The organism is Arthrobacter sedimenti, from assembly GCF_042652025.1.
Taxonomy (GTDB): Bacteria; Actinomycetota; Actinomycetes; order Actinomycetales; family Micrococcaceae; genus Arthrobacter; species Arthrobacter sedimenti.
In genome coordinates, this window is record NZ_JBHSDQ010000008.1 from 116,301 (window position 1) to 130,700 (window position 14,400).

Here is a 14,400-nt window from a genome sequence, read left to right on the forward strand (position 1 = left end):
CTTTCAGTTGGAGGGGAAGTTGTAGGAGGCGCCGGAGGCGTGGTGGGTTTCGGGCCAGCGGGAGGTGACCACCTTGCCGCGGGTGTAGAAGCTGACGCCCTCGGGTCCGTAGATGTGCTTGTCGCCGAAGAGGGAGGCTTTCCAGCCGCCGAAGGAGTGGTAGGCCACCGGCACCGGGAGGGGAACGTTGATGCCGATCATGCCCACGGTGACGCTGCGCTGGAACTTGCGGGCGGCGGCGCCGGAGGAAGTGAAGATCGCGGTGCCGTTGCCGTAGGGGTTGGCGTTGATGAGCGTGATGCCCTCTTCGAGGGTGTCGACGCGCACCACCACCAGGACGGGTCCGAAGATTTCCTCTTTGTAGGCGGTCATTTCGGTCTTGACGTGGTCCAGGACGGTAGGACCTACCCAGAAGCCGTTTTCGTGGCCGGGGACCACCAGGTCGCGGCCGTCCACCACCATTGCGGCGCCGGCGGTTTCGGCCTCGGTGACGATCTTGACGATGCGTTCCTTGGAGGCCAGGGTGATGACCGGGCCCATTTCGGCGCCGGGTTGGGTGCCGTTGTTGACCTTGACCGCTTCGGCGCGTTCCTGGACCTTGGCGACCAGGGCGTCGGCGGCTTCTCCGACGGCGACGGCGACGGAGATGGCCATGCAGCGTTCGCCGGCGGAGCCGAACGCGGCGGCGGCCAGGTGGTCGGCGGCGTTGTCCAGGTCGGCGTCGTGCAGGATGATGGCGTGGTTCTTCGCCCCGCCCAGGGCCTGGACGCGCTTGCCGTGCTTGGTGGCGGTTTCATGCACGTACTGTGCGATCGGGGTGGAACCAACAAAACTAATGCCGTCCACGTCCGGGTGGGTCAGCAGCCCGTCGACGGTTTCCTTGTCGCCGTGCAGGACCTGGAATACGCCGTCCGGCAGCCCGGCTTCCTTCCACAGCTTGGCCAGCAGCAGCGAGGCGGAGGGGTCGCGTTCGGAGGGCTTGAGGATGAACGCGTTGCCGGTGGCGATGGCCATCGGCGCCATCCAGAGCGGCACCATGACGGGGAAGTTGAACGGGGTGATGCCGGCGACCACACCGAGGGGCTCGCGGAAGGAGAAGACGTCGATGCCGGTGGAGACCTGGTCGGAGTAGTCACCCTTGAGCAGGGTGGGGATTCCGCAGGCGTACTCGATGACTTCCAGGCCGCGGCCGATTTCGCCCTTGGCATCGGAGAGGACCTTGCCGTGCTCGGCGGTCACGAGTTGGGCGAGCTCGTCCACATGGGCCGCGACGAGTTCGCGGAACTTGAACAGTACCGCGGTGCGCTTGGCCAGGGAGATGTCGCCCCAGGTGTCGGCGGCCTTGCGCGCGGCGGCGACGGCGGTGTCCAGGTCGGCGCGGTTGGCCAGGCGCAGGGTGGCGGACACGGCACCGGTGGCCGGGTTGTACACGTTTGTGGTGCGGTCGCCTTCACCGGCGGTCTCGGTGCCGTTGATGAAGTGGTTGATGACCGTGGCTTCGGTGGTGGTGGCAGTCATGGGACTCTTCCTTGAGTAATGAAAAAGTGTGGTTAGCCCAGCAGTTTGCGCTGGCGTGACTTGTGGTCGACGTAGGTCTGGAACGCCTGCTTGGTGGATTCCAGCTCGGAGACCTGGGAGACGGGAACGTCCCACCAGGACTCGGAGGACGGGGCGTCCAGCAGGGGGTCGGATTCGACGTGGATCAGGATCGGTCCGCTGTTTTCCGGGGCGGCCTTGGCGTCGCGGATGGCCTGCTCCAGTTCAGCGATGACCTTCTCCCCCGGTTCGATCCGGATGACCTTGACGCCCAGGGACTCGGCGTTCAGGGCCAGGTCCACGGGCAGGGTCTCGCCCTCGTCGAAGCTGTGCTGCTCCTCGTTCAGCGCCCGGTACCGGGTGCCGAACCGCTGCGAGCCCAGGGACTCGGAGAGCGAGCCGATGGAGGCGTAGCCGTGGTTCTGGATCAGGACCACGATCAGCTTGATGCGTTCGGCGACGGCGGTGACAAGTTCGGTGTGCATCATCAGGTAGGAGCCGTCCCCCACCATCACGACGACGTCCCGCACCTGATCGCCCGACGCGCCTGCCGCCGTCGTGCTTTGCGCTTCGGCGATCGCTGCACGCTTGACGCCCAGGCCGCCCGGGATTTCGTAGCCCATGCAGGAGTAGGCGTACTCCACGTGGTAGCCGAACGGGTCCCGGACCCGCCACATCTTGTGCAGGTCACCGGGCAGCGAACCCGCCGCGCAGATGACAACGTCGCGGGCCTCCATCGCCCGGTTGGTGGCGCCGATGATCTCGTTCTGGGCCGGCAGCGGCGTGAACCTCGTATCAAAGGCTTCATCGACCGTGGTGTTCCAACGCTTCTTTTCAGCCTCGATCTTCTGCTCCAGGTCGGCGCCGACGCGGTAGCCGCCCAGGGCTGCGTTGAGCTTGACCAGGGCCTTGCGGGCGTCGGCGACGATGGGCAGCGTGGTGCCGTGCTTGTACGCGTCGATCGGGGCGACATTGATGTTCACGAACTTGACGTCCGGGTTTTGGAACGCGGTCCGGGACGCGGTGGTGAAGTCCTCGTAGCGGGTGCCGATGCCGATGATCAGGTCAGCCTCGGCAGCGATGGCGTTGGCCGCCGTCGTGCCGGTGGAGCCGATGGCGCCGAGCGAATACTTGTGGTCCCAGGGCAGGACGCCGACGCCGGCCTGCGTGTTGCCCACGGGAATACCGGTCAACTCGGCGAACTTCGCCAGTTCGTCGTTGGCGTAGGCGTAGAGGACGCCGCCGCCGGCAATGATCAGCGGACGCTTCGCTGCCTTAATGGCTGCGGCGGCGCGGGCGATGTCTTCGTCGTCCGCGTCGGGGCGGCGGATCCGCCACTCCCGCTCGGCCAGGAACTCGACCGGGACGTCAAAGGCCTCGGCCTGGACGTCCTGCGGCAGCGAAATCGTGACAGCGCCGGTCTCGGCCGGGTCGGTCAGGACACGCAGGCCGTGGTGGAATGCGGAGAACAACTGCTCGGGCCGGGTCACCCGGTCAAAGAACTTGGACAGCGGCCGGAACGCGTCATTGACGGTGATGTCGTATGCGTACGGCTGCTCAAGCTGCTGCAGGACAGGGTCCGCGGCGCGGGTGGCGAACGTGTCCGACGGCAGCAGCAGCACCGGCAGACGGTTGGTGGTGGCCAACGCGGCACCGGTCAGCAGGTTGGACGAGCCCGGGCCGATCGAGGTGCTGACAGCGTAGGTCTGCCGACGGCGGGTATGCCGGGCATACCCGACGGCCTGGTGGACCTGGGCCTGTTCGTTCCGGCCCTGGTAGTACGGCATCAGGGTGGGATCCTGCTGCTGGTACTGCTTCAACGCCTGGCCTACACCGGCCACGTTGCCGTGCCCGAAAATACCGAACGTGCCCGGGATCAGCCGCTCACGGTAGTCAACGCCGCCCACCGAGTCCACGGTGTACTGCCTGGAAAGGTATTCGACGACGGCCTGCGCCACCGTCATTCTGCGCGTTCCTGGTGTTGTGCCCATTGCTAGTTCTCCGGGATTTCTGTGGTCTGGTGCAGGAGCGAGGCAGCCGCGGCAACAGCGCCGGCGACGTCCCCGTCAGCGGGATAGAGCAGGGTCCGGCCGACCGTCAGGCCCTGCACGCCGGGCAGTGCCAAGGCAGTACCCCAGGTGGCGAAGACCTCGTCCTGGGACCCGTCAGGGTCACCGCCCAGGAGCACGGTGGGCATGGTGGTGGCGGCCATGACGCGGTCCATCTCCGCCACCACGGGAAGCTTCATCCAGGTGTAGGCGCTGGTGGAGCCCAGGCCCTCGGCGATGGCGATGGATTTGATGACCGCGTTGGTGGTCAGGTCGTTGCGGACCCGGCCGTTCTCGCGGACCGACAGGAACGGCTCCACCATGGCGATCAGCTTCCGTTCGGCCAGGGAGTCGATGGCCCTCGCGGTTGCCTCAAGGGTGGCAACCGTGTCCGGGTCGCCCAGGCAGATGCGGGTGAGCATTTTCCCGCCGTCGGCGCCCAGTTCTTTCAGGGCTGCGGCGGTGTGGCCGGTGAACCGGTCATCGAACTCGTTGACCAGCCCGGACAGCCCACCCCGGTTCATCGAACCGAACACCAGCTTTCCGTCCAGCGCACCCAGCAGCAGCAGGTCGTCCATGATGTCCGGGGAGGCCAGGACACCGTCCACCGCCGGGTTGGCGAGCGCGATCTGCAGCCGGTCCAGCAACTGGCGCCGGTCTGCCATGGCCACGGGGTCGTTACCGACGGCCAGGGCGCCGCGGGCCGGGTGGTCGGCGGCGACGATGAAGTTCTGCCGCCCTGCTTTCACGCCCGGGTGGCGGCGGCGTGCCTTCGCAGCGCGGGCGACGGCGTCCGGGTCCTCGAGGCGGATCGTGCTCAGGTGCTCGTAGCGGCGGGGATCATCATCCACGGCGTTGTTTGAGGCAAGGGGTGTGAGGGTCACAGTGCTGCTCCTTCGGTGGCAAGCTGAGCGGTGCCGGGAACCGGGCGTCCGCGTTCGGCCAGCAGGGAGGTGACCTCGTCCGGCGTCGGCATGGCATCGGCGCAGGAGAGGCGGGAGGCGACGATGGCACCCGCGGCGTTGGCGTAGTCCAGGACCTGGGCCAGGGGCCAGCCGGACAGCAGCCCGTGGCAGAAGGCGCCGCCGAAGGAGTCGCCGGCCCCCAGGCCGTTGAGGGTTTCGACGGGGACGGGGGCGGAGACCACGCGCTCGGTGCGGGTCTTGGCCATCACGCCTTCCGGCCCGAGCTTGACGACGGCGATTTCCACGCCGGCAGCCAGCAATCGGTCCGCCTGCTCATCAGGCGTCCCTTCACCCACGGCGACGGCGCATTCCTTGTCATTGCCGATGGCGACGGTGACATGCGGGAGGATCTTGGCCACGTCGGCGCGGGCCTCTTCCTCGGAGGACCAGAACATCGGCCGGTAGTCCAGGTCCAGGATGGTGAACTGCCCCTCGGCCAGGCCGGTGCGGGGACGGGCCTCATGGGCAGCGAGGTGTGCTGAGCGCGAGGGCTCCTGACAGAGGCCGGTCACGGTGGACCAGAAGATGCCGGCCCCGCGGATGGCGTCCAGGTCCAGCTCTTCAGCCTTGATCTGCAGGTCCGGTGCGGTGGGGAAACGGCCGTAGAAATAGAGCGGGAACTCATCGGTCGCCGGCTTGATTGCACAGAACGTCACGGCCGTGGGCCAGTCTTTGACCGGCGTCACGAAGGTGTCGTCCACGTTGAACTTGCGAAGCTCGCGGTGCAAGTAGGCCCCGAACGGGTCGTCCCCGGTGCGGGTAATGACGCCCGTCCGGCGCCCGTGGCGGGCAGCGGCAACAGCGACGTTCGACGGCGAACCGCCCAGGTACTTGCCGAAGGAATTGACATCCTCCAGGCCGACCCCAATGTCGTTCGGGTAGATATCAACGCTGATGCGCCCGATCGTAAGAAGCTCGTGGGTCACGGGAATCGTGGACCTTTCTGGTGTGGAACTCGAGTCCTTTGAGGGGCAGGAGTTCCGGAACTGGCAGGCCGTGGTGTGGGCCACAGGCACTACTTTGCCCTAGATCGAATGTCCTGTCAAAGGTTTGTACTGACATACTTACAACCACGCTTGAACGGCGCCCATCCCCCAATTGATGGGCGCGGAGGCTACTTCTTCGGAACGGCCAATTCGCCCGTTACGTACTGGGCCTTGCCGAAGCCGAACGACCAGTCACCGGCAGTGTTTTCGACGTAGCCAATGAAAACGTCCTCACCGGCAACGCCCACTGCGGCGAGCTTTTCGGCAACTGCAGCGAACAGCCGCTGCTTGGCCTCCTGCGAGCGTCCGCCTTGGGTGAAGATCTGGATCATCACTACTCCCCCGGTGCGCTCGAATCCCAACCCAGCATCCTGGGCGAAGATCTGGCCCTGCGGGTGTTCGGTGAGGATGTGGAAGTAGTCGCGCTCCGGAATGCCGTACTCGGCGAGGATGGCGTCGTGAACTCCGCGGCTGAGCTGCCGCAGGTCCTCCGCGGTGCGCCCTTTGTTGACGTCGATGCGTACCAGTGGCATAAGGTTTCCCCCTTGCTAGTTTGTATTGACATACTAACAAAGCGGTTTCCAAAGAAACAAGGCCCCTTGCGCCGCGGACGCGGCAGGCCTAGCATTAATCAACCGAAAGGTTGATAAACAAGTAAGTTGATTAGGATTCGAGAGGCTGGCACGATGTCCGACGACATGGCTCTGGATGCGGCTTTCATGGCCCTGGCAGACCCTGTCCGCCGCAGCATCATCGCCCGGCTGAGCAGGGGTCCTGCAACCGTCAATGAATTGGCGGACCCGTTCGAGATTTCCAAGCAGGCAGTCTCGAAGCACATCCAGGTACTCGAGCAGGCGCAACTGGTCACCCGCAGCCGGGATGCCCAGCGCCGGCCCGTGCACCTGAACCCGGCACGGCTTGAGGCACTTACTGCGTGGATTGACCAGTACCGCTTGGTCCGCGAAAGTCAGTTCCGCAACCTCGACGCCGCGCTGGCATCAGCATCACAGGCGGCCGCGAGCGGCGGCCAATCCTCCAAGGAGTCATGATGAGCAATTCCCTGAAACTCAGCGTTCCTGAGGGCGTTCCCTTTATCGATTACGAGCGAGAGTTCGATTTCCCGGTGGCGGATGTGTTCCGCGCACACAAAGAGCCGGACCTGATTGTCCAGTGGCTGGGCCCGTGGGGCATGAAGATGGACATGGACCACTACGATTTCCGCACGGGCGGGAGCTACCGGTACATCCATACCGGTCCCGACGGGGTGCCGTACGAGTTCCGTGGCATCTTCCACACGGTGCGTGAGAATGAGTTCGCCCTGCAGACCTTTGAGTTCGGCGGGTACCCGGATGTGGTCAGCCTGGACTTCATGACGTTCGAGGACCTGGGCAACGGGCGAACCCGGTTGCGGGGGCATTCGGTATACCCCAGCCAGGAGGCGCGCGATGGCATGGCCCAGTCGGGAATGGAAGGCGGCTTGAGCGAAGGCTACGAGCGGCTTGAAGAATTACTGGCGGGCGCGCGGGTCTGAGCCGCGGGTCTGGGCAAGGACGAGGGCTTCGTCCAGGACGCGGCCCAGGTTGGCGGCGTCGTGGGCAAAGCGGCCCAGGAAGAGTCCGTCCGCGCCCGGTAGTTGGGGAAGCAGCCCGGGGCCGGCGCTGCCGCCGTAGATGAGGGGACAGTCCGGGCCCAGTTCGGCACGGATCTGCGCCAGGACGGCGTTCACGTGCTGCGCCGGTGCAGGTTCCTGTGCGCCGATAGCCCAAACCGGCTCGTAGGCCAGGACCAGGCGACTGAGCAGTGCGGTATCGCCGCCCGTGGCGGCCCGGACCTGCTCGACGCAGAAGGCGGCGGCAGCTCCGGCGTCGAGCCTTTCCGGCTCACCAATACAGAGCAGCGGGGTGAGGGAATGGCCGACGGCGGCACGCACCTTGCGTGCCACCGTGGCGTCGTCTTCGGCGAAGAGTTTGCGGCGTTCGGCATGGCCGATCTCGACGAGCGAGACGCCGAGTTCGGCGAGCATCCCGGGGCTGACTTCTCCAGTCAGGGGCCCGTCCCCCCAGGCGCAGTTCTGCGCTCCAAGCAGCACGGGTGAGCCGGCCAGGATCCGAGTGGCGGGCTCCAGGACCGGGAAAGATGGGATGACGAAGACCCGGACCGGCGGATTACCAGCCAGTCCGGGCCTGTCATCCACAATGGAGCGCACCTCCGACAGCCAGCGCAGGCTTGCCTGGTAACCCAGGTACATTTTGGTGCTGACACCGACGTAGATGGTGCCGTTGCCTGCGTTGCTGCCGGAGGTGCTCATGGTTTCCTTGCGTGGATGGTGCAGACCTGCTCAGTCGAGCAGGTCGTCGGCCTTGTTCTTGAACCGCCGGGTGGCGAACATCATCGCCGCCGCCACGAACGGCAGGACACCCAGGGCGTAGACGCCCATGGAACCCGTCGGGGAGCCGGTCGCTTCGTTGACGGCGGTCCGGAGGATCGGCGCCACGAAGCCGCCCAGGTTACCCAGGGAGTTGATGAGGCCGATGCCGGCGGCAGCAGCTGAACCTGCGAGGAACGCGGTGGGATAGGCCCAGACCACCGGGCCGACGGCCAGGAAGCTGCAGACTGCCAGGGTAATGAAGATCATGCCCAGCACCGGCTGGTGGTTGGTTCCCGCCCAAGCCGACCCGAAGATGCACAGGCCGGTGGAAATGAACAGGATGGTGCCGAACTTGCGGCGCTTGGCTACGGTGTCCGCGGCCTTTCCGATGAAATAGCAGGAGAAGATGCCGAAGAACCACGGGACGGCAATCAGCAGGCCCACGGCGAGCCCCACCTTCTGCCCGGTCAGCGAGGACACCTGCTGCGGCAGGAAGAACGTCACGCCATAGACGGCGACCTGCAGGCAGAAGTAGATGATGGTGAAGTACCAGACGCGGCCGTTGCGCAGCGCCGCCAGGATGCCGCGCGGGCCGTGCTCGTCCTTGACGGTGTCTTCCAGGGCCATGACTTCCTTCAACGCGTATTTCTCGTCGTTGCTGAGGAACTTGGCCTTCTCCGGGCCGTTGATCAGGAAGAAAAACGCCGCAATGCCTGCCAGGACGGCCAGGAGGCCTTCGACGAAGAACATGACCTGCCAGCCGCGCAGGCCGGGCACCTGGTCGCCGATGTTGATCAGCCAGCCCGACAGCGGGTTGCCGATCATCTGGGAGAACGGCTGGGCCAGGTAGAAAATGGCGAACATCTGCACGCGCACCTTGTTGGGGAACCATTCAGCCAGGTACATGATCACGCCGGGGAACAGGCCGGCTTCGGTCACGCCCAGGAGGAAACGCAGGATCACGAACGACGTCTCGCCCTGCACGAAGGCGAAGCACGCCGAGACGATGCCCCAGGTGATGGCGATGCGTGCCAGCCAGATCTTGGCGCCGACCTTCTTGAGCAGCAGGTTGCTGGGGATCTCGAAGATCGCGTAGCCAATGAAGAAGATGCCCGCGCCCAGGGCGAAGGCTGCGGCGGATACCCCCTTGTCCGTTCCCAGCGCCGCCTCGGCAAAGCCGACGTTGGTGCGGTCCAGGAACGAAACGACGTACAGGATGACCAGCATCGGCATGAGCCGGCGGGCCGCCTTGAAGATCGCGGACTTCAGGACCGGACGGGCCAGAAGCTCCTTGGATGTTGCGGTGGTTTCGGACACAACACTCTCCTTCGAGTGGTGACGTTGGTGATACCGCGGGCCGGCGGCCCGCGGGCTTTGTGATGGCATTCAGCTGTGCGGTTGGCGGTAGCTGGTGCCGTTAGTGCATGTACAGCCCGCCGTCGACGTTCAGCGTCTGGCCGGAGATGTAGCCGGCGTCCTCGCCGATGAGGAAGGAGATGGCCGCGGCGATGTCGCGGGTGGTGCCCACCCGGTTCACCACCAGGTCCTTGACCAGCTCATCCTTGCGTTCCTCGGTGAGGGTGCCGCCCATGATGTCCGTGTCGATCGGACCCGGCGAGATGGCGTTGACCGTGATGTCGTACTCGCCCAGTTCGCGGGCGGTGGCCCGGGTCAGCCCGATGACGCCGGCCTTGGCCACCGAGTACGGGGTCTTGCTGAAGGTTCCGCCGCCGCGCTGTGCGGAGACGGAGGAGATGTTGACGATCCGGCCCAGCCGGTTCTTGGCCATCGATTCGGCGGCCCGGCGGGTGGCGTAGTGGACACCGTTCATGTTGATGTTGATGACGCGGTCCCACTCGGTGCTGTCGAGTTCCAGGTAGGGCACCGGTGAGCTGACCCCGGCGATGTTCGCCAGGGCCACCAGCTGCGGCAGTTCGGCTTCGATCTCGTCGATGGCGGCCCGGACCGACGCTTCGTCGGCCACGTTGGCGCCGGCGCCGTGGGCCTTGACGCCATGCTTTTCCGCGAGCTCTTTGGCCACTGCTTTACAGGCGGCGTCATCGAGGTCGATCACACCGATGTTCCAGCCGCGTTCAGCCAGGTAGTCGGCGGTGGCACGGCCAATGCCGCGCTCGGAGACCGCCCCGGTGACGATCACGGTGCGGTCTGCGGGGAATGCTGTCATGAAGTGTTCCTTCTAAAGGGGGTGGTGTGGTCCCGGAAAGCGCTGCAGTCCGGAGAACTCAGGACAGCGGGGCCGGGCCCAGTTCCTCGATAAGCTTCTGCATGGCGACGTACGCCTTGTTCCGGTAGGCAACCAGGGCTGCGGTGCGGTCGGCGGGGACGTCGAGGAACCCGGAGCCGGTCTTGGTACCGAGCTGGCCGGCGTCGACCTTTTCCTGCAGGATCTTGGGGGTGGCGAACCGTTCCGGGAAGCCGGTCTGCAGCGACTTGTAGCAGAAGGCGTAAACGTCCAGGCCTGCCATGTCGGCGATGGCGAAGGGCCCAAAGAAAGGCAGCCGGAAACCGAAGGTGGTGCGGACCAGGGTGTCCACGTCCTCGGCGCTGGCGATGCCTTCCTCCACCACCTGGGCGGCCTCGTGGAAGAGGGCGTACTGGAGCCGGTTCAGCACGAAGCCGGTGACGTCCTTGACGGTGGCGGTTTCCTTGCCGGTCTCCCCCACGATGGTGCGCGCAGCCTGCACGGTGGCCTCGGAGGTTCCCTCATGCGGGATGACTTCCACGCCGGGGATGAACGGTGCCGGGTTGGAGAAGTGGACGCCCAGGAAACGCTCCGGGTTTTCCACTACCTCGGCCAGTTTGGCGATGGAGATGGTGGAGGTGTTGGAGCCAATGATGGCGTCGGGGCGGGCTGCGGCGCTGATCCTGCCCAAGGTGGCGTGCTTGATCTCAAGGACTTCCGGCACGGCCTCCTCAATGTACTCGGCGCCGGACACTGCTTCTTCAATGTCCTTGGCTGCCCAGAGGTTTTCCTTGAGCAGGTCCGTGGCGTTGGCCGGGAAGAGGCCTGCGGCGACGAACTCGTCGGATTCCTTCAGCAGCCGCTCGTAGTTGCCCTGGGCGATTTCGGCGGAGACGTCGGCGAGCGCGACGCGGGCTCCTGCGAGTGCCAGGACCTGGGCGATACCGCCGCCCATGTAGCCTGAGCCGACGACGGCGATGTTACGGGTGCTCATTTGTCCTCAAGTCCTTCCGACGCGTCCTCGTAGGAGGAGATGGCGTCTACTTTTGCCGCGGATGCGGAGTTTTCGTCGAAGCGGTAGTCCAGCCATTCGCCCACGAGCTTCTTGGCGAGTTCCAGGCCGATGACGCGCTGGCCCATGGTCAGCACCTGGGCGTTGTTGGACAGCACGGAGCGTTCCACGGAGTAGCTGTCGTGGGCGGTGACCGCGCGGATGCCCGGTACCTTGTTGGCAGAAATGGCCACGCCCAGGCCCGTTCCGCAGATCAGCAGGGCGCGGTCCGCCTCGCCGGCGGCCACCTTGCGGGCGGCGGCGACGGCCAGGTGCGGGTATGCCGTGGCGTCGTTGGAGGCCACTCCCACGTCCTCCACCGATGCGACGCGGGGGTCCGCTTCGAGCAGTTCGCGCAGGGCGTTCTTGTATTCGACGCCGGCTTCGTCGTTGCCAACGACGATGCGCCAGCCCGGCCGGGTGTTCTCGGTCATGATGTTCTCCTTAGGAGCTTTCGATGGTGGCGGCGTAGTCGGCCACCCTGCGGGCGATGAGTCCGAAGGACACGGCCCCGGGGTCCGGGTGGCCCAGGCTCTTTTCCGCCAGCGGCCGGGCCCGGCCCTTTTTCGGGCTGAGCTCTGCAGTTGCGTCAGCGGCCTTTGCCGCCGCCTCCGCTGCTGCACTGAGGCTGGCAGCCAGGCTGCCGCCGTCGTCAATTGCCTTGCTGAAGGTGTCGGCGAACGGAAGCAGCGCGTCCACCATGGTCTTGTCCCCTGCTTCCGCCTTGCCCAGGGTGACGATGGCGTCACGGAGGGCGTTGACGGCTGCCGCTGCGTCCGCGGCAGTGTAGGAGTCCTTGCTGCCGAGGGTCTTTCCCACCGCGGTGACGGCCGCGCCCCAGAGGGCGCCGGAGGTGCCGCCCGCGCGCTCGGCCCACTGTTCCCCCGCAGCGGCGAGGAGTTCCTCGAGCCCCGCGCCGGCAGCGTGGGACTTTTCGGCGGCGGCAACGGCGGCATCAACGCCGCGGCGCATGCCAATGCCGTGGTCACCGTCCCCGGCGATGGCGTCCAGCTTGCCTAGTGTTTCCTCGTGTTCGACGACGACGGCCTGCGCTTCCTTCAGCGCGTCCAGGGCCGTGGCGGCCAAGGCAGTCGACGCAGGGGTGGCGGCCAGCACCGGCGCCGTTCCGGCCTCGGCCAGGGACTCCACGGAGCGTGCGCGGCGGGGAGCCAGGTTGCCCTTGCGGAAGGCGGGGGTGTCAGCCGGCGCAGACCAGAACTTCTCCAGTTCCCCGTCCAGCCAGAACAGCGTCAGGGACAGGCCGGACATATCCAGGCTGGTGACCAGTTCACCGCATTCGGGCTCGACGACCTCAAGTCCGGCAGCGGTCAGCAGGGCCTCGATCTTGCCGAACAGCAGGAACAGTTCGTCGTACTTGACGGTTCCCAGGCCGTTGAGGATGGGCGCCACCCGGCGGCCGGCAATGTCCGGCTTGTCCTTCAGCAGACCGTCCACCAGCAGCTGGGCAAGCTCGCTGGCGGTGGGCAGGGGCTGTTCGGAGATGCCCGGCTCGCCGTGGATGCCCAGGCCCACGGACATCATGCCTTCGGGCACCGTGAACAGGGGCTCGTCGGCTCCGGGAAGGGTGCACCCTGCGAAGGCCACACCGAGCGAACGGGTGTGGTGGTTGGCCTTGATGGCAAGCCGCTCCACCTCGTCCAGGTCCAGGCCCGCTTCTGCTGCCGCCCCGGCCACTTTGAAAACGGTGAGGTCTCCAGCGATGCCCCGGCGCTTGCCGATCTCTTCGAGCGGCGCGCTGGCGATGTCATCGGTGACCAGGACGGTCCGGGTTTCGATGCCCTCGGCGTTAAGCTTCTCCTGCGCCTGGCCGAAGTGGAGCACGTCACCGGCGTAATTGCCGTAGCTCAGCAGGACGCCGCCGCCGGACTGGGACGCCTTGGCCACCCGGTAAACCTGCCCCGCGGAGGGGGAAGCAAACATATTGCCGCAGGCGCTTCCGGCAGCGAGGCCGGCGCCCACCAGGCCGGCGAAGGCCGGGTAGTGGCCGGATCCGCCGCCGATGACCACTGCCACCTGGCCCTCCGGTGATTCGGTGGAGCGGACCACACCACCGTCAACGCGGGCCACGTACTGGCGGTTGGCGGCGACGAAGCCGTCAAGGGCGTCGTCTGCGAACTGCGCTGGATCGTCAAATATCTTTGTCATGATTCCTCGTCGAACCGGTTGTCGGTTGGGATGCCGGGTTAGCGGGCCGGGACTGCCGCCGGGGTCTGCCGGCCCTGGGCCACCAGGCTGGTGCCCAGGGCGTAGCCTTCGCGCTTGGGCAGGACCTGGCGGCGCAGGTAGTCCTGGTTGGCGGCGGTGACGCTCAGGCCGTCGCCACCGTAGTGTTCGGTGCAGATGATGCCCTGGAAGCCAACGGAGATGGCGAACTGGAAGGCCTCGCGGTAGCTGATGAGGCCGGATTCCATGGGGGCCGGCATGGCGACGTACTGGTCCCGTGCCTGGTCCTCATCGCGGATGTAGTTCTTGACGTGCCAGTAGTTGGAGTACGGCAGGGTCTTGTGCACCAGTTCGCGCCAGTCCTCGATGGGACGGTGAAGGCGGATCAGGTTGCCCAGGTCCGGGTTGAGGCCGACGTTGGGCAGGTCGATGTCCTGGACGAGCTGCACGGAGGAATCCCCCGTTCCCAGGTAGGTGTCCTCGTACATCTCCAGCGACACCAGGAGGCCGAGTTCGGCGGCGTGCTTCCCTACTTCGCGGATGCGGGTGACGGCGTTGTTCCACGCTTCCTTGTCCCCTGCCGGATCCTTGTGGCCTTCAACAGTCCAGAACCACAGCTGCTTCTGCTGCTCGGGGGTGATGGCCTGGTGCAGGCCGATCGAGACCACTTCGCACCCGAGGTGCGCTGCCGCCTCCAGGGTGCGGTGGGTGTAGGCCAGGTTGTCTTCCCAGTTTGCTTCTTCGATCACGCTGCGGCGGATCGCGGAGATGGAGGGCAGGCCCAGGCCGGCCGCGGTGGCGGCGGACTTCAGTTCATCCAGCCGGGCGGCCGAGAGGTCGCCGGGGCGAACCCAGCTGTCGGTGAGATCGGCGTTGGTGAAACCGGCGTCGGCCACTTCTTCGAAGACCTTCTGCCAGTCGCTTGCGGGGGCGTCCTGCACGGTGGTTCCATCCGGCCTGGTTCCTGGGAACTGCAGCAGGGCGGCGGCGATGGGCCAGTTTTCAGCGGTGTACGGCATTGTCACTCCAGATCTGAATCGCATTTCCTATAGGATCTAC

General features: G+C 66.0%; 14 protein-coding genes. 2 read left to right on the forward strand and 12 right to left on the reverse strand.

Features of this window, described 5'->3' with window-relative positions:
* Positions 1–3 precede the first annotated feature (3 nt).
* The 5 genes from ACFO0G_RS17055 to ACFO0G_RS17075 all read right to left on the reverse strand — a co-directional run bounded on the left by ACFO0G_RS17055 (position 4) and on the right by ACFO0G_RS17075 (position 6,068).
* Positions 4–1,518, reverse strand: coding sequence for a CoA-acylating methylmalonate-semialdehyde dehydrogenase (locus ACFO0G_RS17055; RefSeq protein ID WP_376979130.1), 1,515 nt, complete (start codon positions 1,516–1,518; stop codon positions 4–6).
* A 32-nt stretch (positions 1,519–1,550) separates the two neighbouring features.
* Positions 1,551–3,527, reverse strand: coding sequence for a 3D-(3,5/4)-trihydroxycyclohexane-1,2-dione acylhydrolase (decyclizing) (iolD, locus tag ACFO0G_RS17060; protein ID WP_376979132.1), 1,977 nt, complete (start codon positions 3,525–3,527; stop codon positions 1,551–1,553).
* A gap of 2 nt (positions 3,528–3,529) precedes the next feature.
* Complete coding sequence (locus tag ACFO0G_RS17065) at positions 3,530–4,468, reverse strand: Cgl0159 family (beta/alpha)8-fold protein (protein WP_376979134.1); 939 nt, start codon at positions 4,466–4,468, stop codon at positions 3,530–3,532.
* Positions 4,465–5,475 (reverse strand): 5-dehydro-2-deoxygluconokinase, encoded by a 1,011-nt coding sequence (gene iolC, locus ACFO0G_RS17070; RefSeq protein ID WP_376979136.1) that lies wholly within the window; start codon positions 5,473–5,475, stop codon positions 4,465–4,467. The genes ACFO0G_RS17065 and iolC overlap by 4 nt, the downstream gene beginning before the upstream one ends.
* Positions 5,476–5,663: 188 nt before the next feature.
* Positions 5,664–6,068 (reverse strand): tautomerase family protein, encoded by a 405-nt coding sequence (locus tag ACFO0G_RS17075; protein WP_376979138.1) that lies wholly within the window; start codon positions 6,066–6,068, stop codon positions 5,664–5,666.
* A 153-nt stretch (positions 6,069–6,221) separates the two neighbouring features.
* Between ACFO0G_RS17075 and ACFO0G_RS17080 the strand changes: the two genes are divergently transcribed.
* Both ACFO0G_RS17080 and ACFO0G_RS17085 read left to right on the forward strand, forming a co-directional pair.
* A complete protein-coding gene (locus ACFO0G_RS17080) occupies positions 6,222–6,584 on the forward strand; it encodes an ArsR/SmtB family transcription factor (RefSeq protein WP_286402089.1) in 363 nt (120 codons plus the stop codon).
* On the forward strand, positions 6,584–7,066 hold the full coding sequence (locus ACFO0G_RS17085) for an SRPBCC family protein (protein WP_376979141.1): 483 nt from the start codon (positions 6,584–6,586) through the stop codon (positions 7,064–7,066). The genes ACFO0G_RS17080 and ACFO0G_RS17085 overlap by 1 nt, the downstream gene beginning before the upstream one ends.
* Here the strand turns inward: ACFO0G_RS17085 and ACFO0G_RS17090 are convergent.
* The 7 genes from ACFO0G_RS17090 to ACFO0G_RS17120 form a co-directional block, all read right to left on the reverse strand.
* A complete protein-coding gene (locus ACFO0G_RS17090; protein WP_376979143.1) occupies positions 7,043–7,843 on the reverse strand; it encodes a triose-phosphate isomerase family protein in 801 nt (266 codons plus the stop codon). The two genes, ACFO0G_RS17085 and ACFO0G_RS17090, sit on opposite strands and share 24 nt — an antisense overlap.
* 30 nt (positions 7,844–7,873) lie before the next feature.
* Entirely contained in the window at positions 7,874–9,220 is a 1,347-nt protein-coding gene (locus tag ACFO0G_RS17095) for an MFS transporter (RefSeq protein WP_286402082.1), read from the reverse strand.
* A gap of 100 nt (positions 9,221–9,320) precedes the next feature.
* Entirely contained in the window at positions 9,321–10,088 is a 768-nt protein-coding gene (locus tag ACFO0G_RS17100; RefSeq protein ID WP_376979145.1) for an SDR family NAD(P)-dependent oxidoreductase, read from the reverse strand.
* Between the two features lie 58 nt (positions 10,089–10,146).
* Positions 10,147–11,100: a 3-hydroxyacyl-CoA dehydrogenase family protein gene (locus ACFO0G_RS17105; RefSeq protein ID WP_286402079.1), complete on the reverse strand. Its 954-nt coding sequence runs from the start codon at positions 11,098–11,100 to the stop codon at positions 10,147–10,149.
* Positions 11,097–11,591 (reverse strand): ribose-5-phosphate isomerase, encoded by a 495-nt coding sequence (locus ACFO0G_RS17110; protein WP_376979148.1) that lies wholly within the window; start codon positions 11,589–11,591, stop codon positions 11,097–11,099. Before ACFO0G_RS17110 ends, ACFO0G_RS17105 begins: the two co-directional genes overlap by 4 nt.
* 10 nt (positions 11,592–11,601) lie before the next feature.
* Entirely contained in the window at positions 11,602–13,323 is a 1,722-nt protein-coding gene (gene dhaL / locus ACFO0G_RS17115) for a dihydroxyacetone kinase subunit DhaL (protein WP_286402075.1), read from the reverse strand.
* A gap of 38 nt (positions 13,324–13,361) precedes the next feature.
* Positions 13,362–14,360: a sugar phosphate isomerase/epimerase family protein gene (locus tag ACFO0G_RS17120; protein WP_286402073.1), complete on the reverse strand. Its 999-nt coding sequence runs from the start codon at positions 14,358–14,360 to the stop codon at positions 13,362–13,364.
* Positions 14,361–14,400 lie beyond the last annotated feature (40 nt).

Coding starts and splice junctions, on each gene's coding strand:
- ACFO0G_RS17085 (WP_376979141.1), top strand. CDS start 6,584: ATGAGCAATTCCCTGAAACTCAGCGTTCCTGAGGGCGTTCCCTTTATC.
- ACFO0G_RS17105 (WP_286402079.1), bottom strand. CDS start 11,100: ATGAGCACCCGTAACATCGCCGTCGTCGGCTCAGGCTACATGGGCGGC.
- ACFO0G_RS17055 (WP_376979130.1), bottom strand. CDS start 1,518: ATGACTGCCACCACCACCGAAGCCACGGTCATCAACCACTTCATCAAC.
- dhaL (WP_286402075.1), bottom strand. CDS start 13,323: ATGACAAAGATATTTGACGATCCAGCGCAGTTCGCAGACGACGCCCTT.
- iolD (WP_376979132.1), bottom strand. CDS start 3,527: ATGGGCACAACACCAGGAACGCGCAGAATGACGGTGGCGCAGGCCGTC.
- ACFO0G_RS17120 (WP_286402073.1), bottom strand. CDS start 14,360: ATGCCGTACACCGCTGAAAACTGGCCCATCGCCGCCGCCCTGCTGCAG.
- ACFO0G_RS17075 (WP_376979138.1), bottom strand. CDS start 6,068: ATGCCACTGGTACGCATCGACGTCAACAAAGGGCGCACCGCGGAGGAC.
- ACFO0G_RS17090 (WP_376979143.1), bottom strand. CDS start 7,843: ATGAGCACCTCCGGCAGCAACGCAGGCAACGGCACCATCTACGTCGGT.
- ACFO0G_RS17110 (WP_376979148.1), bottom strand. CDS start 11,591: ATGACCGAGAACACCCGGCCGGGCTGGCGCATCGTCGTTGGCAACGAC.
- ACFO0G_RS17100 (WP_376979145.1), bottom strand. CDS start 10,088: ATGACAGCATTCCCCGCAGACCGCACCGTGATCGTCACCGGGGCGGTC.
- ACFO0G_RS17080 (WP_286402089.1), top strand. CDS start 6,222: ATGTCCGACGACATGGCTCTGGATGCGGCTTTCATGGCCCTGGCAGAC.